Source organism: Proteiniphilum sp. (assembly GCF_040307845.1).
Classification (GTDB): Bacteria; Bacteroidota; Bacteroidia; order Bacteroidales; family Dysgonomonadaceae; genus Proteiniphilum.
Genome location: NZ_JAWRIS010000061.1, coordinates 130,173 through 149,639 on the forward strand (window position 1 = coordinate 130,173; position 19,467 = coordinate 149,639).

General features: G+C 45.0%; 21 protein-coding genes. 6 read left to right on the forward strand and 15 right to left on the reverse strand.

From position 1 onward, the window contains the following. Positions 1–70: 70 nt before the first annotated feature. The 3 genes from rplU to ABV001_RS15175 all read left to right on the forward strand — a co-directional run bounded on the left by rplU (position 71) and on the right by ABV001_RS15175 (position 2,121). On the forward strand, positions 71–382 hold the full coding sequence (gene rplU, locus ABV001_RS15165; protein WP_294082884.1) for a 50S ribosomal protein L21: 312 nt from the start codon (positions 71–73) through the stop codon (positions 380–382). Positions 383–402: 20 nt separating this feature from the next. Next, entirely contained in the window at positions 403–672 is a 270-nt protein-coding gene (gene rpmA / locus ABV001_RS15170) for a 50S ribosomal protein L27 (RefSeq protein WP_294083311.1), read from the forward strand. Positions 673–789: 117 nt separating this feature from the next. Then, entirely contained in the window at positions 790–2,121 is a 1,332-nt protein-coding gene (locus tag ABV001_RS15175) for a class I SAM-dependent methyltransferase (RefSeq protein WP_352423584.1), read from the forward strand. A gap of 6 nt (positions 2,122–2,127) precedes the next feature. Here the strand turns inward: ABV001_RS15175 and ABV001_RS15180 are convergent, their stop codons facing one another. From ABV001_RS15180 to hisG, 11 genes are all read right to left on the reverse strand, one after another. Beyond that, a complete protein-coding gene (locus ABV001_RS15180; RefSeq protein WP_352423585.1) occupies positions 2,128–2,526 on the reverse strand; it encodes a type II toxin-antitoxin system HicB family antitoxin in 399 nt (132 codons plus the stop codon). A 569-nt stretch (positions 2,527–3,095) separates the two neighbouring features. Next, positions 3,096–3,488, reverse strand: a complete 393-nt coding sequence (locus ABV001_RS15185; RefSeq protein ID WP_352423586.1) for a HEPN domain-containing protein — start codon at positions 3,486–3,488, stop codon at positions 3,096–3,098. Beyond that, entirely contained in the window at positions 3,485–3,799 is a 315-nt protein-coding gene (locus ABV001_RS15190) for a nucleotidyltransferase domain-containing protein (protein WP_352423587.1), read from the reverse strand. Before ABV001_RS15190 ends, ABV001_RS15185 begins: the two co-directional genes overlap by 4 nt. 132 nt (positions 3,800–3,931) lie before the next feature. Continuing rightward, entirely contained in the window at positions 3,932–4,519 is a 588-nt protein-coding gene (gene hisIE / locus ABV001_RS15195; protein WP_352423588.1) for a bifunctional phosphoribosyl-AMP cyclohydrolase/phosphoribosyl-ATP diphosphatase HisIE, read from the reverse strand. Beyond that, positions 4,516–5,268 (reverse strand): imidazole glycerol phosphate synthase subunit HisF, encoded by a 753-nt coding sequence (gene hisF / locus ABV001_RS15200; protein ID WP_352423589.1) that lies wholly within the window; start codon positions 5,266–5,268, stop codon positions 4,516–4,518. Before hisF ends, hisIE begins: the two co-directional genes overlap by 4 nt. A 121-nt stretch (positions 5,269–5,389) precedes the next feature. Further along, positions 5,390–6,106 carry a 1-(5-phosphoribosyl)-5-[(5-phosphoribosylamino)methylideneamino]imidazole-4-carboxamide isomerase gene (gene hisA, locus ABV001_RS15205; protein WP_352423590.1) on the reverse strand — a complete coding sequence of 239 codons (717 nt, stop codon included), beginning with the start codon at positions 6,104–6,106 and terminating at the stop codon, positions 5,390–5,392. 77 nt (positions 6,107–6,183) lie between these two features. Continuing rightward, complete coding sequence (hisH, locus tag ABV001_RS15210; protein WP_352423591.1) at positions 6,184–6,762, reverse strand: imidazole glycerol phosphate synthase subunit HisH; 579 nt, start codon at positions 6,760–6,762, stop codon at positions 6,184–6,186. Positions 6,763–6,829: 67 nt separating this feature from the next. Next, positions 6,830–7,918: a bifunctional histidinol-phosphatase/imidazoleglycerol-phosphate dehydratase HisB gene (gene hisB / locus ABV001_RS15215; protein WP_352423592.1), complete on the reverse strand. Its 1,089-nt coding sequence runs from the start codon at positions 7,916–7,918 to the stop codon at positions 6,830–6,832. 81 nt (positions 7,919–7,999) lie between these two features. Continuing rightward, a complete protein-coding gene (gene hisC, locus ABV001_RS15220; protein ID WP_352423593.1) occupies positions 8,000–9,046 on the reverse strand; it encodes a histidinol-phosphate transaminase in 1,047 nt (348 codons plus the stop codon). Beyond that, a complete protein-coding gene (gene hisD / locus ABV001_RS15225; RefSeq protein ID WP_352423594.1) occupies positions 9,033–10,508 on the reverse strand; it encodes a histidinol dehydrogenase in 1,476 nt (491 codons plus the stop codon). The genes hisC and hisD overlap by 14 nt, the downstream gene beginning before the upstream one ends. A 126-nt stretch (positions 10,509–10,634) precedes the next feature. Next, entirely contained in the window at positions 10,635–11,492 is an 858-nt protein-coding gene (gene hisG / locus ABV001_RS15230) for an ATP phosphoribosyltransferase (RefSeq protein WP_352423595.1), read from the reverse strand. Positions 11,493–11,845: 353 nt separating this feature from the next. Here hisG and ABV001_RS15235 point away from each other — a divergent pair, with 353 nt between their 5' ends. Both ABV001_RS15235 and ABV001_RS15240 read left to right on the forward strand, forming a co-directional pair. Next, positions 11,846–13,948, forward strand: a complete 2,103-nt coding sequence (locus tag ABV001_RS15235) for a putative porin (RefSeq protein ID WP_352423596.1) — start codon at positions 11,846–11,848, stop codon at positions 13,946–13,948. A 12-nt stretch (positions 13,949–13,960) separates the two neighbouring features. Beyond that, entirely contained in the window at positions 13,961–14,788 is an 828-nt protein-coding gene (locus ABV001_RS15240) for a transporter substrate-binding domain-containing protein (protein ID WP_352423597.1), read from the forward strand. Positions 14,789–14,869: 81 nt separating this feature from the next. Here ABV001_RS15240 and ABV001_RS15245 read toward each other — a convergent pair whose 3' ends face one another. Next, on the reverse strand, positions 14,870–15,328 hold the full coding sequence (locus ABV001_RS15245) for a type 2 periplasmic-binding domain-containing protein (protein WP_352423598.1): 459 nt from the start codon (positions 15,326–15,328) through the stop codon (positions 14,870–14,872). Between the two features lie 276 nt (positions 15,329–15,604). Between ABV001_RS15245 and ABV001_RS15250 the strand changes: the two genes are divergently transcribed. Then, positions 15,605–16,015, forward strand: a complete 411-nt coding sequence (locus ABV001_RS15250; RefSeq protein WP_352423599.1) for a hypothetical protein — start codon at positions 15,605–15,607, stop codon at positions 16,013–16,015. On the opposite strand, the gene ABV001_RS15255 is transcribed toward ABV001_RS15250, so the two are convergent. The 3 genes from ABV001_RS15255 to ABV001_RS15265 all read right to left on the reverse strand — a co-directional run bounded on the left by ABV001_RS15255 (position 16,012) and on the right by ABV001_RS15265 (position 19,465). Beyond that, on the reverse strand, positions 16,012–16,926 hold the full coding sequence (locus ABV001_RS15255; RefSeq protein WP_352423600.1) for a DUF368 domain-containing protein: 915 nt from the start codon (positions 16,924–16,926) through the stop codon (positions 16,012–16,014). The genes ABV001_RS15250 and ABV001_RS15255 overlap by 4 nt on opposite strands. Before the next feature lie 218 nt (positions 16,927–17,144). Beyond that, a complete protein-coding gene (locus ABV001_RS15260; protein WP_352423697.1) occupies positions 17,145–17,840 on the reverse strand; it encodes an ABC transporter ATP-binding protein in 696 nt (231 codons plus the stop codon). A 128-nt stretch (positions 17,841–17,968) separates the two neighbouring features. Then, on the reverse strand, positions 17,969–19,465 hold the full coding sequence (locus tag ABV001_RS15265; protein ID WP_352423601.1) for a DUF5687 family protein: 1,497 nt from the start codon (positions 19,463–19,465) through the stop codon (positions 17,969–17,971). Between the last annotated feature and the right edge of the window lie 2 nt (positions 19,466–19,467).

The following is a 19,467-nucleotide window of genomic DNA, read 5'->3' on the forward strand; positions in this document are numbered from 1 at the left end:
GCCAATAGGCCAAAAAAGAGGCTGTGGAGAACAGTCCGCCTCAGGCACGTAACTTCAGGTTATTTTATTTATGTACGTCATTGTAGACATTCAGGGTCAACAGTTTAAAGTTGAACAAGACCAAAAATTATTTGTCCACCGGATCAACGCCGATCAGGGTGCTGAGGTGGAATTTGAGAAGGTGATGCTCGTGGATAACGATGGTGCCGTAACAGTTGGCGCGCCGGTGATCGACGGAGCAAAAGTGGTAGTAGAGATCCTTTCCCACGTGAAAGGCGACAAAGTCCTTGTCTTCAAGAAGAAAAGAAGAAAAGGTTACCGGAAGCTGAACGGTCACCGTCAACAGTTTTCCGAAGTGAGAGTAAAGGAAATTATTGCTTAATCAGTTAAAATCAGAAGGAAATGGCACATAAGAAAGGTGTAGGTAGTTCCAAGAACGGCCGCGAATCGGAAAGTAAACGATTGGGCGTTAAAATATTCGGTGGTGAAACGGCAAAAGCCGGTAATATACTCGTGCGTCAGCGCGGTACATCCCACCATCCCGGAGAGAATGTGGGTATGGGTAAAGATCATACCTTGTTTGCACTGGTAGATGGCGTTGTAGTTTTCCGTAAAAGGAGGGACAACCGCTCATTCGTGTCGGTGCAGCCGAAAGTACAGGCAGAAGCCTAACAGCAATTGCCTTTGGTGTTCCGGTAAGACGGAACTTGAACCATAATATATAATTTTTTAGTTGATAAAAACAGCCTGCTTTCCAAAGTATGGTTGTTTTTATTTTTATAGGGTTCTATGCAGTTGACTTCCGAACAAAAGCAGTTTATCCGTGCACATGAGCGTGACGATATCCGTGAAACGGCATTGCGTTTCATGCGCGACGATATGTCTTTGTTGCTGACGCAGATTGCAGGACGACAAATGACAGAAAAGAAAATTCCGTCATGGTATGCGGAGAGAGATATCGTTTATCCGCCACACCTATCTCTGGAACAGTCTTCATCAGAGCTTACCGCCCGTTACAAGGCTTCGCTGGTTTCAAAGGGGGCTGAATTGTTTAGTGGTTTGCTCCCCTTTGTTGAGGTGACGAGTCCCGAGGCGGTTGAGGGTAACAGCAATACCTTTGCCGATTTGACCGGAGGAATGGGCGTGGATTTCTCTTTTCTTTCGCCTTATTTCCGGGAAGCGATTTATGTAGACCAGAATAAGGAATTATGCCGTTTCGCGGAGCATAATTTTGAGGTGTTGGGATTGGAGAATGTGGCAGTGTATTGTGCAGGAGCAGAGAATTTTTTAAAAGAAACATCTCCTTTAAACTTTATCTATCTCGATCCTTCACGGCGGGATGATAGCGGGCAAAAAGTGTTCCGGATTGAGGATTGCAGTCCCGATATATTGGAAATAAAATCGTTGTTGCTGGAGAAATCGAGTAAGATCATGGTGAAATATTCACCCATGCTGGATATCTCTTTGGCGGTGAAAAGTCTGGGTTGTGTGAGTGAGGTGCATGTCGTTTCGGTGGATAACGAATGCAAGGAACTGCTCTTCCTCTTATCGAAAACTGTCTTGGGGAAAACTGAAAGAGAGTCGGTGGATTTCCCTGCGCAATCAGCACTTTCCTCCAATAGCCGTGCAAATTCTATGGAGAGTCCCCGGTTTGTGGCGGTGAATCTTAAACGGTTGGGCGGAGGAGAGTACTTTTCATTTACCATGGCACAAGAACAAAAAGCAGTGGTCTTCTTTGCCGAAACCCCTGAACGCTATTTGTACGAACCCAATGCCTCCATCCTCAAAGCGGCTGCTTTTAAGTCGGTAGCACTGGCGTACGACCTTCAAAAACTGCATGTTAACAGCCATTTATATACTTCAGATAAGCTGGTTAAAGAATTTCCCGGACGTATTTTTGAAATAGAGACCTTTTTTGTCCCGAATAAGAAAAACATAAAGGACTTTTCCCAAGAAACAAAAAAAGCGAACATTACTGTCCGCAATTTCCCGATGACCGTCGCCGAAATCCGCCGTAAAACCGGATTGCAGGAGGGGGGCGATATATATCTGTTCGCTACTACACTCTCAGACGAACGAAAAGTCTGGATTGTCTGCCGGAAAGTGCGTGTCACCGGTTAGCATACATCAAACGAAATGAACCTGACTTAGGTCTTTGGCAAAATTGTGTATGGATTTTTCTATTTTCTTGACCGTGTTTTTACGCGGACGCTTTCGTCCGGTAACATAATGACTTAACTGTTTTTGATTAATGCCGGTAATAGTTTCTAAACCGGATAACGAAAACTGTTTAGCATACCTTTTTAAAAAAGACTGGACATTATACCTAAACTCAATGCCATAATCCCCTTTTAGTATTTCAGGAAGGTGATTTTTATTTTGTTCGATATATAACGTTAACCCTTCCAATACATTTTTTTGTGCAGCTTCTACGGTTTCTCCCGCACCATAAATGCCGGGGCAGTTTTCCGCATACGCATCAAAATAGTCGCTACTACTCTCAATGATAATAATTATTTTTTTCATCACTACTTTTTCTTTTAAGACTTCGGGGTTCCAAGCCCTAGTTCTTTTGACAATTTTATTCTTAACCCTTCTCCCATCTCTTTTGAACCATGATAGGGAACTGGGGGAGAAATAATTCCGTCCTTTTCATAAAAATAATGGCTTCCGGTTGCGTTGACAAACTTCTAACCATTCTTTTTTATTTTTCGATGAAATTCATTGTATTTCATACGACTAAAATTATTTATTTTCTATTTCATCAGATTTTTTCTTCGTTCAACAGAGTCAAAACAAGTTTTACCTCTGTATTCACTTATCGAAAAAATTCAATGGTGTCGTATGGAACTCGCTTTTAGTCATCTACTTCTGCGAGAACAATTACCATGCTCGTTTCATAATGTTAATGCTTAATTGATTAACATGAGGCAAAGGTAGCGAAATGGATACTATTATCCAAATATTTTCAGTTTTTTGAAAACCATCATCTGTGGCTTCCACAAATTATGTATGCTCGTAACAATTACTTACACAGGCCCTAAATTCACAGATACTTATCACTGACATCTTTGTTCTATTTGGTATGGCAGAGACTATCTTTTTATTAACTTTTCAATAGTTTTAATGAAAAGGGTCGCCTGTTGATATAGTTCATTCACTGTTTCACGGTCGAAATAAATGAAATCGGCATAGTCACTTGCTTGTCTGTTTTCAAATAAGTCGAAGTAAAACTTGTTCATTTCTATGGATAACTTCCCTGTTTTGGTAAAATTCATACCAAGCATACTGCGAACGCCGGAGTGGGTTTTCGCTTCAATATTATAACTTATAAGAAGTGCCGAAACAGCGTAATAGCTGGCGTAATACAAACGATTCACGGCTGTGTTCCATAATTTGTTTTCCATTAATATTGGTAATTCTGCAAGGGTTTTATGAGCATTCTCTAAACGGTGAGCAACAATTGCCTGACGGATTGCTTGGTTCATAGTAAAATCCCCTCCTTCATTACATTCCGGTAGAAAGGTGTGATAGACATCTGCCCTTCCCACACTTGCTTCGAGAATACTTTCGGACTAATCATTATCCCAGTATCCAATTCCACATCATAAAGAGGAAATGTGATTGTTTGCCTGTCTTGCAGGCTGATTTTCTCCTTATCGACCAGTATTAGCACATCTATATCACTGTCTGGTTGGGCGTCCCCACGCGCTTCACTACCAAAGAGAATAGCTGTTGCATCCGGTGCAACCCGACGCAGGATCTCTTGGATAGTTTTAATTATTTCCGGATGTCGCATCGTATTGCTTTTTATCTGTTATTCTAACTCTGCAAATATAATACCCGGTAAGCGATTTTACCAAATCTTTGAAGAAAAATATTATTCGCTCATTAGAAAATAGATATAAAATAAGAACTTCAAAACAATCTCTTATTTATGCCTTTCTACCAATATTGCTTCAATATCCTCCAGTTTCAGTTTCTTTGTTTTCAACAGGATCAGGAAGTGATAGAGCAGGTCGGCGGCTTCGTTTTTGAACAGGTCGATATTGTTGTCTTTGGCTTCGATCACCAACTCTACGGCTTCTTCTCCCACTTTTTGGGCTACCTTGTTCACTCCGCGACTGAACAGTTTTGACGTATAGGATCCTTCGGGGTTTTCTGTAATCCGTTGCTCAATCACGTTTTCCAGTTCGTACAGAAATCCTTTGGGTTGTTTATCGCCAAAGCAGGATGTGGAGCCGGTATGGCAGGTTGGTCCTTGCGGATAGGCTTTGATAAGGATGGTGTCATTGTCGCAGTCGGTGAGTATTTCGTCCACGATCAGCCAATTGCCCGATGTCTCTCCTTTTGTCCAGAGGCGGTTTTTACTTCGGCTGAAAAAGGTGACTTTCCCTTCTTTTTTTGTTTTTTCTAATGCTTCTTCGTTCATGTAGCCTACCATCAATACCTGTAGGCTGAGCGTGTCCTGAATGACGGTAGGAACTAATCCTCCCGATTTTGAAAAATCGATATTCATCGTATGGGTATGTTTTGAGTTTTTAAATAATCTTTGAGTGTGGGGATGGATATCTCCCCGAAATGAAAAATACTGGCAGCCAAAGCCGCACTGGCTTTTGTTTTTGTAAATACTTCCGAAAAATGAGCCACTGTTCCCGCCCCGCCTGAGGCGATAACGGGAACCGCTACCGCTTCACTGACCGCAGCCGTGATATCGATGGCAAAACCGTCTTTGGTGCCATCGTTGTTCATGGAGGTGAGCAGGATCTCTCCAGCCCCGCACCGTTCTCCCTCCTTTGCCCAGTCGACAGTGCGGAGATCAGTCGCTGTTTTACCCCCATGAGTATAGACAATCCATTCGTTATTTTGAAAATTGGTGTCGATGGCCAATACAACGCACTGGCTTCCGAATTGTCCGGCAATTTCGGTGATCAGTTCTGGTCGTTTGACGGCAGCGGAGTTGAGGCTGACCTTGTCCGCTCCGGCCTGGATGATGGCACGGGCATCGTCTAATGAGTGGATACCTCCGCCCACGGTAAACGGGATATTGATCTCCTGCGCAACCCGGGTAACCAATTCCGTAAGTGTTTTACGCCCTTCGATGGTGGCGGTGATATCCAAGAACACCAATTCATCCGCACCTTCTTCTACGTACCGTTTGGCAAGTACCACCGCATCACCGGCATCACGGATATCCACGAAATTGACCCCCTTTACGGTTCGTCCGTCCCTGATATCAAGACAGGGAATAATTCTTTTTTTCAACATTTTCTTTGTTTAATATTTGAGATTCAAGAATCAAGAACCAAGATTCAAGACTTAGTAAGCCACTCAGTTACTTGTCCTCTTGGGCACTCAGGCACTTGTCCACTCAGGCACTCAGGCACTTTTATCCAATAAACTCCCGCAATTCCGGCAGCCCAATTTTCCCTTCGTAAAACGCCTTTCCTATGATTGCTCCGTCGCAACCGAGTTGCTCCAAAACAGTTAAATCATCGACGGATGAAACACCTCCGCTGGCAATCAGTTTTACACCAGTTTCTTCAATAATTTCCCTATACAATTCATTAGAGGTTCCCTGGAGCATGCCATCTTTCTGGATATCGGTACAGATAACGTAAACGACTCCTTCCCTTGCATAACCCGAGATAAAGTCCACCACATCCAGCTCCGATTGCTGCATCCAGCCGTGCGTGGCAATCTTCCGATTATTACTGTCGGCACCGAGGATAATTTTTTCCGGACCGTATCTGTCGAGCCATTGCCGGAAAATATCGGGTTGTTGTACGGCGATACTTCCGCCGGTAATTTGTGCCGCTCCATTCTCGAAAGCGATGCGGATGTCTTCATCCGATTTGATACCACCACCGAAGTCTACTTTAAGAGAAGTCTTTGAGGTGATATCTTGTAAAACCTTATGATTGACGATATGTTTGGAACGGGCGCCATCAAGGTCCACCACATGCAGGTATCGTATGCCGTTGGCCTCGAATTCTTTGGCCACTTCAAGCGGATCTTCATTATATATTTTTTTTGTGCTGTAGTCGCCTTTGGTGAGGCGTACGCACTTACCGTCGATAATATCTATAGCTGGAATAATTCTCATTTAATTCTCATTTAATTCTCATTTATTTGCCGTCATTGAATCATCCTATTGTCACATTTCACCGATCTAATTCCTAATTACAGTTCTAAAAAATTTCTCAGTATCCTTTCGCCCACATCACCCGATTTTTCGGGATGAAACTGCGTAGCGTAAAAATTATCTTTTTGCATGGCTGCGCTGAATGGTAGGATATAGTCGCAACGGGCGATGGTTTCGGAGCAGATTTCGGCATAGTAGCTGTGTACAAAATAAACTGTATCCTCTTTGCCAAAACCGGTGAAAAGGGGACTGCCTTCCATGTTCAGGTTGTTCCATCCCATGTGAGGTACGATATCGGTTGCCGGAAATTTTTTCACTTCCGCGTCGAAGATACCCAAACATTTTGTGTTACCCTCCTGCGAGTGCCGACACATCAACTGTAGTCCCAGACAGATACCCAAAGTAGGTTGAACTAAAGATTGAATAATTTCGTCTAACTTTTTGTCTTTTAGATATGTCATAGCCGATCCTGCTTCTCCTACACCGGGGAAGATGACCTTGTCAGCCGAACGGATCTCACCGATATCGCCGGTTACCTTGCAATCGTAGCCCAGCCGTTTGACTGCATTCCTAACCGATGCGATATTGCCGGCATTGTATTTGATAATTGCGATCATCTTTTAATCTTTTAATTATTTAATCGTTAAATCATCACATCATCACATCATTAAATCACCACATCAATCAAATGGTTCCTTTTGTGCTGGGTATCCCTTCGGTTCCGTCATGCCTTACCGCCATTTTTATGGCGCGTGCAAAGGCTTTAAAGATCGATTCTATCTTATGGTGTTCATTGTCGCCTTCGGCTTTTATGTTGAGGTTACACCGCGCGTTGTCGCTGAACGATTTAAAGAAGTGCATGAACATCTCAGTAGGGAGATCGCCCACAAATTCACGTTTGAATTCGGCCTCCCATACTAACCACGGGCGTCCCCCGAAGTCGATGGCTACTTGTGCCAGGCAATCGTCCATCGGCAGCAAAAAACCGTATCGTTCTATTCCTTTTTTCTTGCCCAGCGCTTGTAGAAAGGCTTCCCCAAGGGCGATCCCCGTATCTTCGACGGTGTGGTGTTCATCCACCTGCAGGTCACCTTTCACACGGATGGTAAGGTCGATATTGCCGTGGCGTGATATCTGGTGAAGCATGTGGTCGAAAAATCCGATCCCGGTATCAATATCACTTTTCCCGTTTCCATCGAGGTTCACCTCTACGAAAATATCGGTCTCGGAGGTCTTTCTCGCTGTTTTACCTTTACGTGGCTGTTGTTTCAGGTACCGGTAGATTTCTCCCCAATCGGTAGTGCACAAGTCAGTTCCCTGATGTGAACTATTGCTTAATAAAATAGACTTACATCCGATATTTTCAGCTAATTGTATATCTGTAATCCGATCTCCTATTACATAGGAGTGTGCCAAATCGTATTCCCCCTTCAGGTAATGGGTAAGCATGCCCGTGCCCGGTTTACGGGTGGGTAGATTTTCGTGAGGGAAAGAGCGGTCGATCAGCACCTCATTGAAGTGTACACCCTCATTTTCGAAAGCCTTGATGACTTTATCCTGTACGGGCCAGAAGGTCTCTTCGGGAAATGAAGGAGTACCCAGTCCATCCTGGTTGGTGATCATCACCAGTTCATATTCCAGTTCTCCCGCGATACGGGAGAGGTTCCGGAATACCTTGGGGTAGAATTCCAACTTTTCGAGACTGTCGATCTGTTCGTCTTCCGGTTCAATGATCAACGTCCCGTCCCGATCGATAAATAATACTTTTTTCATATTTTTTTAGAATAAGGAGTAAAGAACAAAGAATAAAGACTTCTTAAATTACTTCACTTCTTAGTTTTTAGTTTTAATTTTTCACCTTCCTACTCTCCAACTCTCTTCGTCTTCCACCTTTTCACTTAAGCACTTAACCACCATCCGGTTTTCTTCCGGGGTGCCCACTGTGATGCGGAGGCAATGCCGGACAACGCTGTGACGGTTTCTCACAACCACCTTTTTATCCACCAGGTATTGATAGATGGCATTGGCATCCGTCACCTCCACCAGCAGGAAATTGGCATCGGAAGGGTATATATGGCGTACCACGGCCAATTCTTTCAACTCTTTTTCCAGCCATGCGCGCTGCTCCAGGATAATGGCGAGCTGCCGCTCAAATTCGAGCGGGTTGGAAAGGGCTCTCAAAGCTTCCGCCTGATTCAGTGCGCTCACGTTGTAAGGAGGCTTTGTCTTGTCCATCAGCGCGATGATGGCTTCGCTTGCATAGGCGACTCCCACGCGTGCGCCTGCCAGTCCCCACGCCTTACTGAAAGTCTGCATCACGATCAGGTTGGGGTAGTCTGCCAGCTTTTCGAGGAAGCTGCCTTCTGAACTGAAATCGATATAGGCTTCGTCGACCACCACGATTCCGTGGAATTCCCGGAGCAGCCGCTCTATATTTTGCAAGCGGTTGCCTGTAGGGTTGTTGGGAGAACAGACGAAGATGCATTGAGCTCTATGGGACAGCATCTTATCTATATCCAATTCGAATTGATCGTTGAGCGGCACCCGGATCACCTCCACGTTATTGATATTGGCCGACACCTCGTACATGCCATAGGTAGGTGGACAGATAATTACCCGGTCCCGTTGAGGTTCACAGAAGATACGGTAGATCAGGTCGATTGCCTCGTCGCTCCCGTTTCCAATGAAAATATTCTCCACCGGGATCTGTTTTCTCTCGGAGAGGGCTTTTTTGAGTAGCCGTTGATGAGGGTCGGGATAACGATTGTTTTGTCCGAACGGATTCTCGTTGGCATCGAGAAAGATACCTTCATTGCCCGTAAATTCATCTCGAGCGCTGGAGTAGGGATGTAATCCCAGAATATTGGGACGTACCAGTGTTTCCAGATCAAATTTCTCCATTGTCATCTTCTTGCATTTCTGTTTGAGGGAATTCTTTTGTTTCTTGTGGTGTTGTTTGTGGGAACTCATCTGCTTTTTGTAGTTCGGTCTGTAATGAAACCTGAGATCCCTCTTCTTCTATTTGTAAAGAATTTTGTTCCGATATCTGTCCCTGCGTAAGACCGGCGGCAGTTTGTCTTGCTTTGACTGCTCCCAGACGCAGGGTCATGGCGTTTTTGTGGCCCATGAGTTGTTCCTCTTCGGCCATGATCTCTACTGCGTTGCCGATGCTGATAATTCCCTCTTCGCTGAGTTGCTGGAAGGTGATCTTCTTGACGAAGCTGTCGAGTGATACGCCGCTATATGCCGCCGCATGTCCGCTTGTGGGAAGTGTGTGGTTGGTGCCGCTGGCATAGTCGCCGGCACTCTCGCAGCTGTAGTGCCCGAGGAAGACGGAACCGGCCGTGGTGACTCCCCGACCCAGCAATACCGGGTTTTCAGTAGCCAGGATGAGGTGTTCCGGAGCGTAGAAATTACTGAAATCCACACATTCGTCCAGATCGTTGAAAAGGATGGCCTTGCTGTTTTTGAGTGCCTGTGCTGCAATCTCTTTCCGGGGTAGGTTCTCCAGTTGGATATCCAGTTCTTTGTTGACTGCTTTGATCACTTTTTTGTTATCGGAAAGAAGGATTACCTGGCTGTCAGGCCCGTGTTCGGCTTGCGACAATAAATCAGCAGCAACGAATGCCGGCATGGAAGTGTCGTCGGCAATCACTAAGAGTTCACTGGGTCCTGCCGGCATATCGATGGCGGTTCCGTAATATTGAGCCGATCGTTTGGCAGCCATCACATATTGATTTCCCGGTCCGAATATCTTATCCACCTTGGGGATACTCTCCGTGCCGAAGGTCATCGCCCCGATAGCCTGGATACCTCCTACCGCAAATATTTTTGTTACGCCTGTCAGGGAGGCAGCATAAAGGATAGCAGGATGAATATTTCCTTCCTCATTGGGAGGTGTACACAGTACGATCTCTTTGCAACCGGCAATTTTTGCAGGTACAGCCAACATCAGTACGGTGGAAAAGAGTGGGGCAGTGCCACCCGGGATATAGATACCCACCCGTGTGATGGGTCGCGATTCGCGCCAGCAGACTACACCGGGAGCTGTCTCCACTTTCCGTACCTCTTCCTGTTGCGACCGGTGAAAAGCCTCTATATTCCTGTATGCAAGTTCGATGGCTTTTTTCAACCGCTCAGATACCAAAGAAGCGGCTTTTTCAATGGTCTCGCGATCTACTTCCAGCCTCTCCTGGACAGGCCAGTCGAATTGGCGGCTGTATGTCAGTACTGCTTTATCTCCCTTGCGGTGGATATTGTAAAAAATCTTCTCCACCGTATTCATCAGCTTCCGCTGTTTGATCATAGGGCGTTCGGCAAGTTTTTTTCTTTTGCTTTGTGAAGGGTTTGAAATCGTTTTCATTATAACTTTATTTAGAGCCAAGAGTCAAGAACTAAGACTGAAATAATGTGCTAATTTATTAATAAGCCAATATGCCAATTAAATTGCAAATAATTAAATTATTAGTCTCATTGGCACATCATCACATCAAATTATCATCTTCTCAATGGGAATCACAAGGATACCCTCGGCTCCAAGGCGTTTCAACTCATCGATGATTTCCCAGAAATCGTCGTCACGGATGACAGAGTGGACGCTGCTCCATCCTTGGTCTGCCAAGGGAAGGATACTGGGCGAGCGCATGCCGGGCAGCAACCTTACGATATCGGGTATGACATCATTGGGAGCGTTAAGCAATACGTACTTCTTGCCACGACCGTTTTTGTAAGCCTTTATACGGAATAACAACTGCTCCAGCAGTTCGGTTTTAGCGGGAGGCAGGTTTTTGTTGACAATAAGTACCGCTTCGCTTTTGATGATGGCTTCCGCTTCCTTTAGACCATTCATGATAAGCGTACTTCCGGTGCTCACTATATCGAAAATGGCATCGGCCAGACCGATCCCGGTAGCTATCTCCACACTTCCTCCCAGTTCTTCGATTTTCACGTTGATCCCTTTTTCCCGGAAAAAATTCTTCAGGATTTTAGGATAGCTTGTTGCTACCCTTTTGTCGTTGAAATAATCGAGTCCGGTATATACTTCATCTTTCGGGATGGCGAGTGAAAGGCGGCAGTTCCCGAAACCCAGTTTCTCGATCTCTTCCACATCCTTTTCTTTTTCCCATACTTCGTTTTGTCCCAGGATACCGATATCGGCCACGCCCTGTTCCACATATTGCGGGATATCGTCATCCCGCAGAAAGAGAATCTCCATGGGGAAGTTACGGGCTTCTGTTTTCAGTTTGCGGTTGCCGTTGGAGACATTGATACCGCACTCCGTGAGGAGATCAAGGGATTTTTCGCTTAACCGTCCGCTCTTTTGAATAGCGATTTTAATTTTTTCCATATTGATGTTCAATAAAAAAACCCGCCTGAGTTTTATTCAGACGGGTTTGTGCATATATGCTTTTTCTGTTCGTACATACCAACCTCAACTCGCCTGGGTGCAAGTGTGAAAATGATGATGATGGAACAGATTTGCTTTCATTTTTGTTATTTTGATGCGGCAAAGATAATGAAATTATTTGAAACAAGGGGTAAATAGATTTTTTTTATGTTGCTGATAATAATTCTTATCTTAAATTTGTCAGTTTACAGAAATGATTTAGGGTTATATTCCTTCCTAAAAATCCTCAAAAATAAGAGAAAAGCGGGTCTGGTTATCTGTGGATGGCAATTTTTTATGTAGATTTGCACCCGATGAAAGAAAAGCTGTTTATATCCCTTTTGGTATGTATCCTGTGTGTGTGGACTGCGTATCCGCAGGCACGTATTATCCTGCCCGATTCATCGCAGATCACGACGAATCGCGATTCGCTGGATCTTCTTCCCCGACAGGTTCCCCAGCATCCTGACCTCGGCGATGATTCGATATCAGTTGGGAGGCCATCGCACCTCAACCGCCTGAATGGGTCTGGTACGGGGGGCGACTCCTTGCTCCAGTCGCCACGAATGACCCTCTGGAGGATCGACGCGCGTACCGGTAACCGCTTGCCGGCCGAGTCGGATACATTGCTTTATAATTACCAGCAGAGCATCCTTCCCGACGGACAATCGGTCGCGATGGGTTTTCTGGCACCGTTGGGATCACCGGCTTTCTCGAAGATCTTTTCCGACAGGCCGGAAACCGAGCCGTTTATATTCAACAATGCCTACTATCTCTATCTCAAAGACCCGGAAAAAGTATTGTTCGTCAATACGCCGGTACCTTATTCCCGGCTGAGTTATAACCGTGCCAATCCTAAGTTGACCCGGGAAGAACGTTTTGAGGCGCGATTGACTTCCAATTTCGGGAAAAGCCTGAATGTGGGGTTGGATGTCGATTTGATCAATAGCCGGGGATATTACAACTCACAAGCGGTAAAACATAATAACTTTTCACTCTTTGGGAATTACCTCACCGACAGGATTGAAGCACATGCTTTTATAAATACGGGATCGGTGAAAAATGCGGAGAACGGGGGAATTACGGATGAACTGTTTGTCACACATCCGGATTCCATCCAACAGAGTTTCACCGCGAGGGATATCCCGGTCAAGTTTACCAGCACATGGAATTCGTTACGGAACAATCGTTTTTTCTTGTCGGGCAGGTATAACCTGGGGTATGTGGATGTGCCGGGCGATTCGTTGCACAAGGGAAAGGGGCGGTTCGTGCCTGTGGCAAGTATCGGTTTCTCGTCGCAATATACCCAGCAGTACCGGCGATTCCTGTCGTATGATACTGCTTATGTGAATGTGGGGGGCGTGGATATGCAACGGATAGACCAGTTTTATCCCAACCGGTATTATGAAAGGGCCGTGGACGACAGTATCCGGTTTACATCCATGAAAAACAGTGTTTCTATCAGTTTGCGGGAAGGGTTTAAAGAGTGGGTGAAGTTCGGACTGACCGTTTTTCTGGAACATGACCTGCGCAATTATTCCATGAGTGACAGCGTGGGAACCGGCATGATGAAGCACCGTGAAAGCGCCGTTACCATAGGAGGCTTGTTGAATAAACAGCAGGGGGAAAACCTCCTGTTTAATATCCGTGCAGACCTTGGACTATTGGGCGCGAACCTGGGTGAATTCAGGGTGATGGGGGATGTGGAGACCGGTTTTGATATTGCCGGAAAGCGGACCACTCTTTCGGCGAATGCATACATCAAAAATTTGAAGCCTAAATACCTGGAAGAGAACTATTACTCGAAATATTTCCGGTGGAACCATAATTTTGGGGATATTCGTAGGGTGTATGTAGGCGGTAAGCTGCATATACCGTTTACAAATACGACGTTGAGCGCGGGGGTGGAAAATTTGCAGAATTTCATTTATTATGATCAGGACAGGCAAATTGCCCAGGAGGGTGACAATGTACAATTGCTGACCTTGCGTGTGGAACAGAACCTGCGGTTGGGCATATTCAACTGGGATAACCAGGTGGTCTACCAGACTTCAAGCAATCAGGAGGTGATCCCCGTGCCCAAGCTCAGTCTGTATTCCAATATGTATCTGAAAACGAAAATCGTGAACGAACTCACTTTGCAACTGGGAGTGGACGCCCATTATCATACAAAATATTTTGTGCCCGGTTATGAGCCGGCCCTGTTGCAATTTTACAATCAGCGGGAAAAAGAAATCGGAAACTATCCTATCGCTACTGTCTATGCCAATATGCACCTGAAACAGACCCGTTTTTATGTGATGTACTATAACGTGGCTTCACAGTTCATGAATCCGAAAGAATATTTTTCATTACCGGGGTATCCGGTCAATCCTCCTATCCTCAGGTTGGGAGTTTCGGTGAATTTACATAATTAATTCTTTACAGGCTTGCCATACCGAAAACGTTTATATCTCTACCTTCTTTTGCTGATAGTCGCCGTAGTGGTGATGATACTCCTCAGGACGGGGATGGGCGGTTCCCGGAGTACACCCCTTGCTCCGCGTGATTATAGCGAGATAATATCATCGGGTGAATTGAATGTAGTGACAGATTACAACAGCATCGGATTGTATGTTTCGGGAGATTCTTTACAGGGTTTTCAGCGGGAGATGATCCTGGCTTTAGAAAAAGAGTGGGGGATCAAGGTGAATCTCTTCCTGGAGAATAGCCTCGATGAGAATCTGGAGGGACTACAGGCAATGCGCTATGACCTGGTCGCCCGTAATATCCCGGTCAATATGCAGTTGAAAGATACTTTTGCCTTCTCAAACCCGATTACGCTGAACAAACAGGTGTTGGTGCAACGCAAGCAGGAGTATAACGACAGTATAGGGCCGATACGGCAGCATCTCGACCTGGCTGGAAAAACCATCCGGGTAGCAGCTGATTCTCCTGCTATCCTACGTTTGAACAATCTTTCCCATGAAATAGGGGATACTATCTTTATTGTGGAAGATCCAACCTATGAAGCCGAACAGTTGGTGATGATGGTGGCCTCAGGTGATATAGACTTTACGGTATGCGATGAGAAAATGGCCCTGCGGCTGGCGAAACTCTTGCCGGAGATAGATATTGAAACCGATATCAGTTTCACGCAGTTGGAAGCATGGGCAGTGCGGAAAGATTCTCCCGTGCTGCTGGACAGTCTGAACCATTGGCTCGACCGGTTTAAAACCACTCGGGCTTTCCGGCAACTTTACAGGAAATATTACTGACGTAAATAGCCGCCTCACAAAATGGGGCGGCTATTCAAGTTTACCCGTAGTTTATTAATGTAATCTCGTTCGTTCAAACATTCAACGTGGTCCCCCTCCGCGCCTTCCAACCGGCCGGGAATCACGCATTTCTTTCTGTCGGTCGGCACGATATTTTTTCCACTGGTCCATCTTTTCCTTTCCGATAATAGTTTCCAGTTGGGCATCGTTTTCGGTTACCTCCTTTTCACGCAGCGCCCGCATCTCTTCGCGATTTACAGTGCGTTCCTTCATTGCCTCGTCTCTTTTGGCTCTTTGTTCGGCAACCTGTTCGGCCCGTTTAGCATCCTGCTCCTCAAATAGAGCTTGTACCTTGGCTTTCTCCTCGGGCGTTAATCCCAATTGCTTTTCCATGTTCTCGGCGCGTTCTGTTGCGCTCCATCTCATGCCGCTACGGGCATCCTGCCTGTTATCCCTTCTATTTCTTGTGTTGTCCTGCGCTTCAAGGGTAAAGCCCAAGGTGAATATGGCAACCAGTGCCATGAATACAATTTTCTTCATAATACATACATTTTAAAAAGTGAATAAAAATAAGATCTGTTCTTATGACATGCGAAGATAAGTAAAAGTTTAAATCAAAAATTATCTTTTATGATGATTAAGTGTCATATATTCAATTATATATAGATGTATTTGTGAGGTTTATCCGTATGAAATCCGGTTTCGTCGATAAAAATGTCTTGTTGATCTATTCCTTGATTATTTTTATTTTATCATCTATTTTCGGCGAATAAGTGTATATTTGCATTTGGGTTGTCTAACTTTAATTCGACAGTTGTGGAGAAAAAATATAAAGCAGATAACGGATTAGGAAACCTCTTCTGGGGGATTGCATTGCTTTTCCTGCTGGGATTTCTTTTTTACAGGCACAGGCAGGGAGAAATAATCTGGATGGATATCTTCTACATCTCCTTTGGTATTATTTTTATTCTATCGACGACCATAAGGGAATATGTTATTACTGAATTGAATTTTCTCGAAATCCGTTTTGTATTGCGGTTGTTCTCTAAGAACAGAAGAATAGCCGTTGGCGATATAATAGGTTTGCAAAAGATAAAAAAGAACCAATTGCGCATCGACAAGGTGCGGGGTTTTGAAGTGCTGAGGGTAAAGGAATCGGATATGGATGCCCTGATAGCCGAATTGAAAGACCGTAACCCCCGGATCAGGATTGCCGGGGAGGATTAAAACATCTCTTCCCGTGGATATTTCTCTTCCACTTTGCTGAAAAGCCAGGAGGCCACGGTACCCACTATGAAAAGCAGTAAGCTCCAGAGCAACGCTCCCCAAAAACTCAATCCGGCCAAAGCCAGTTGATCGGCGGTGAATGCCGGGAATACCACCGTGGGGAAGATGGCCAGTGAAGAACCCACTACCATTCCCAGTATGAAATGATACATGCCGGAGTAATATCTCCGGAAAAGCCATGAAGCCAGCTTGGCAAAAAGCAGCACGCAGACGATAAACCCGATGATCAGCGGAATAATGACCGCGAAGTCGAAATCCTTGATGCCGGTCGCCATCTTGTCGTAAAGTCCAAAGTAGATAAGGAAGTTGGAGGGACTCATTCCCGGGACGATTAACCCCAATCCCATCAGCAAGCCTGATCCGAGCCATACCATCAGGTTGGGGGTTACTTCGGTGAGTTGCTGCCCACCGACCATCATCAGTGCAAAAATGGCGATAGTGGTAACGATAAGAATGCCTATATCGGAGGATTTCCTTCCTTGCTGGCCTGCTGTTTTATAGAGGGACGGAAAAGTACCTGCCACAAATCCCACGAAGAGGGAGACGAACAGTGCGGCATATTTGCCGAATGCTTTCTCTACCACTACGGCAAAAAGGACGATGCCGATGGCGGCGCCGATGGCTACCGGAAGGAAGTAAAGCACGTTCTTCATGAACTTCTTCCGTATGTCGGCGAGAAACCGGATCAACGGGTCATAGATGCCGAAGATCACGGCCAGTACACCTCCCGACAAGCCGGGAAGAATGAATCCGATCCCTACGAGGGCTCCTTTCATTAGACGGATAAACCAGTCTGTAACAGGGTTGATTTGTTTTTGTTCTCTCACTTTATTGGTTTCCGGCTCCTTCATTATTTTTTGTGGTTTATTGCTGTACGTGCCTGAATTATTTATAGACTGCAAAGATAACCTCTACTAAACGATATTACCCAATCTTAGTTGGATAAAATTTTCAGTCGAATTATAAAAAGCTGATATTTAGCAAGTTGATAATTTATTCATTAGAATAAATATTTACTCAAGTTTCGAAAATCGTAGTTTTCCGACCCATTACAGCTCTTAAATTACCCTTATATTGCAAAATATGATTCCAGTTCTTTTAGCGTGTTCTCCCTTGTGCGGATATCTCTTACAACATTCCCCTTCTCGAGCACCACGATACGATCGCATACTTCAGTTACATGATTGAGGTCGTGGCTTGAAATCAACATCGTCATTTTTTTTGTCATTTTCAACTCGTTGAGCATCCGTTTCAACCGGATTTGTGAAGTGGGATCAAGTGCTGTGAAAGGTTCATCGAGGATCAATACCTGCGGGTCGCTGATGAGTGCCGCGGCAATGCCTGTTTTCTTCTGATTCCCTTTTGACAGGTCACGGATCAACTTCCCCGATCCCAGTATTTCCCCGTTGAAGAACTCTTTCATCGATTCCAGAAACTGGGAGACGTCACCTTCTGACTTGTTATATACCTTGGCGGTAAAATTAAAATATTCTTCGGGTGTGAGGAAATCGATCAGGAAGCTCTCGTCGAGAAACGATCCCACTTTCGACTTCCATTCGTCGTGACGGGCCACTTTTTCCCCATCGATCTTCACCTCGCCGGAGGAGGCTTCAATAAGATCAAGGATCAGCCTGAAAAAGGTGGTCTTCCCCGCACCATTGTTTCCCACCAGTCCGAAACTCTCTCCATGATCGATTCCCATAGATGGGATATCCAACACGGTAACGCCGTGATATGTTTTTCTCAGGTTTATCACCGAGATAATTTCAGTTCCGCGCGCTATGTCGTGAGGGATGGGTGGGGGAGTATTTGCTTGCATATAGGTAGCTTTATCGGTTTGTATTATAGAGATTGATGAGATTGATGAGATTGAATGAGATTGATGAGTGGGACCTAACCCTTTTTTCTGAATCCTGTACAGAGGGCATATTTTCTTCTCAGAAACTGCTGTTCAATCATTTTCAAAATCGGTCCGCGGAAGAGAATCCCTGCCAATCCCAATAGCGTAAGAATGATCAGTGCTATATGGATGGCCGAGATCGAATCGAAGACGATGATCAACAGGGTGGGAAGTACAACCAGTGGAATCACTATGATAAAATTCTTGTAGCTTGCCCCTTGCATATTCATTGAAGAGCCTTTTGAGAGTTCCAACCGTTTGGTGTTGAAAGTGGCTCCAAAAAGGTAAACGTATATATTGACTCCTACGTTATAGATGAGAGCGACCAAATGATAAATAATGATTTCCCTCCCAAAAAAGAAATAGGGAGTAGTGAGGATAAATGACACAACGCTTAATGCCAGCATGAAATAGTAATTGGCCCTGATATAGGTCTGCGTGTCTATATCCCTTGTCATCAGAAAATCGAAATGGGCACCATCCCAGTTAATGATCCATTGGCCGAAGATGATCATCCCGATTCCGGTGACAAAAATGGCGACAAACATCAATAATCCGGCTTGGTTGTCGTGGGTACTATTCGGGTAGAAAAGCAATCCGTAGGACAGGAACAAGATGCCTGTATAGAGCGTCTTCTTGGTCCGACTGTGGCGAAGCACCAATTTCATTTCGAGAGAAATAAGTTCTCCTATTTTCCCGAATCGTTCCATGAAGGTGAATTTCCCGGTGTCTACCTCTTTCCTTTTTACTTTTCTGTCGATCTTTTCGGGATAATAATTCTTTGAGAAGTAGCGTTTGTTGAGCAAAAAGGCCCATCCACTGAGCAATATGCCGGTAATCCAGATAAAAGGTCTACTGAGTAGAAAATCAAAAATATCTTGAGAGAGTTGAAACAACGAGAATATTTTGAAATACTCCAGTGTTGCCAGCAGGCTTCCTATGGCCAGCATGACAATCATACCGAGGAGTAGATTGCTGAATTTCCGTTTTAGAAGAGGGGCAAGCAGAGTGTTGAACCAGATCAGAAAAATAACCAGAAACAGGAATTGGAAAGTACCTCCTGCCCCATAAACCGGAGATACACCGGTGATGGAAAAGGGAATAGCAAGACAGAGTATGATATAGTTTAGCGGGTTGAGTAATGGTCTCAACAGGAGATAATTGACCAATATATGCCTTTTGATGGGGAATACCTGGTAATTCTCCAGATTGAGGGTGCTCAACGGTTGCATGATGTAACGGATCAGGAGTATGGCTATCACACCGTATATCATGATTCCATTGAATGTACTCGCCGGGTCCTGTTGGGGAGCTATTTCTTGTAGCAGTTTGGGCAGCATGAATCCCATCATCACGAGGACTACCACAAGATAAAGAATCATGAAGCCCATCAGGATGTTGATCACCAGGTTTTTGTAGTATCCGGGTGAGCGGATGCTTTTCAGCCAGTAATGTTTGAACAGTATTTTATACATGTGCCAGGGATGCATAA

What these genes read in the sequence shown, in the direction of transcription:
- rplU (WP_294082884.1), top strand. Translation starts at nt 71, where the DNA reads ATGTACGTCATTGTAGACATTCAGGGTCAACAGTTTAAAGTTGAACAA.
- rpmA (WP_294083311.1), top strand. Translation starts at nt 403, where the DNA reads ATGGCACATAAGAAAGGTGTAGGTAGTTCCAAGAACGGCCGCGAATCG.
- ABV001_RS15175 (WP_352423584.1), top strand. Translation starts at nt 790, where the DNA reads ATGCAGTTGACTTCCGAACAAAAGCAGTTTATCCGTGCACATGAGCGT.
- ABV001_RS15180 (WP_352423585.1), bottom strand. Translation starts at nt 2,526, where the DNA reads ATGAAAAAAATAATTATTATCATTGAGAGTAGTAGCGACTATTTTGAT.
- ABV001_RS15185 (WP_352423586.1), bottom strand. Translation starts at nt 3,488, where the DNA reads ATGAACCAAGCAATCCGTCAGGCAATTGTTGCTCACCGTTTAGAGAAT.
- ABV001_RS15190 (WP_352423587.1), bottom strand. Translation starts at nt 3,799, where the DNA reads ATGCGACATCCGGAAATAATTAAAACTATCCAAGAGATCCTGCGTCGG.
- hisIE (WP_352423588.1), bottom strand. Translation starts at nt 4,519, where the DNA reads ATGAATATCGATTTTTCAAAATCGGGAGGATTAGTTCCTACCGTCATT.
- hisF (WP_352423589.1), bottom strand. Translation starts at nt 5,268, where the DNA reads ATGTTGAAAAAAAGAATTATTCCCTGTCTTGATATCAGGGACGGACGA.
- hisA (WP_352423590.1), bottom strand. Translation starts at nt 6,106, where the DNA reads ATGAGAATTATTCCAGCTATAGATATTATCGACGGTAAGTGCGTACGC.
- hisH (WP_352423591.1), bottom strand. Translation starts at nt 6,762, where the DNA reads ATGATCGCAATTATCAAATACAATGCCGGCAATATCGCATCGGTTAGG.
- hisB (WP_352423592.1), bottom strand. Translation starts at nt 7,918, where the DNA reads ATGAAAAAAGTATTATTTATCGATCGGGACGGGACGTTGATCATTGAA.
- hisC (WP_352423593.1), bottom strand. Translation starts at nt 9,046, where the DNA reads ATGGAGAAATTTGATCTGGAAACACTGGTACGTCCCAATATTCTGGGA.
- hisD (WP_352423594.1), bottom strand. Translation starts at nt 10,508, where the DNA reads ATGAAAACGATTTCAAACCCTTCACAAAGCAAAAGAAAAAAACTTGCC.
- hisG (WP_352423595.1), bottom strand. Translation starts at nt 11,492, where the DNA reads ATGGAAAAAATTAAAATCGCTATTCAAAAGAGCGGACGGTTAAGCGAA.
- ABV001_RS15235 (WP_352423596.1), top strand. Translation starts at nt 11,846, where the DNA reads ATGAAAGAAAAGCTGTTTATATCCCTTTTGGTATGTATCCTGTGTGTG.
- ABV001_RS15245 (WP_352423598.1), bottom strand. Translation starts at nt 15,328, where the DNA reads ATGAAGAAAATTGTATTCATGGCACTGGTTGCCATATTCACCTTGGGC.
- ABV001_RS15255 (WP_352423600.1), bottom strand. Translation starts at nt 16,926, where the DNA reads ATGAAGGAGCCGGAAACCAATAAAGTGAGAGAACAAAAACAAATCAAC.
- ABV001_RS15265 (WP_352423601.1), bottom strand. Translation starts at nt 19,465, where the DNA reads ATGCATCCCTGGCACATGTATAAAATACTGTTCAAACATTACTGGCTG.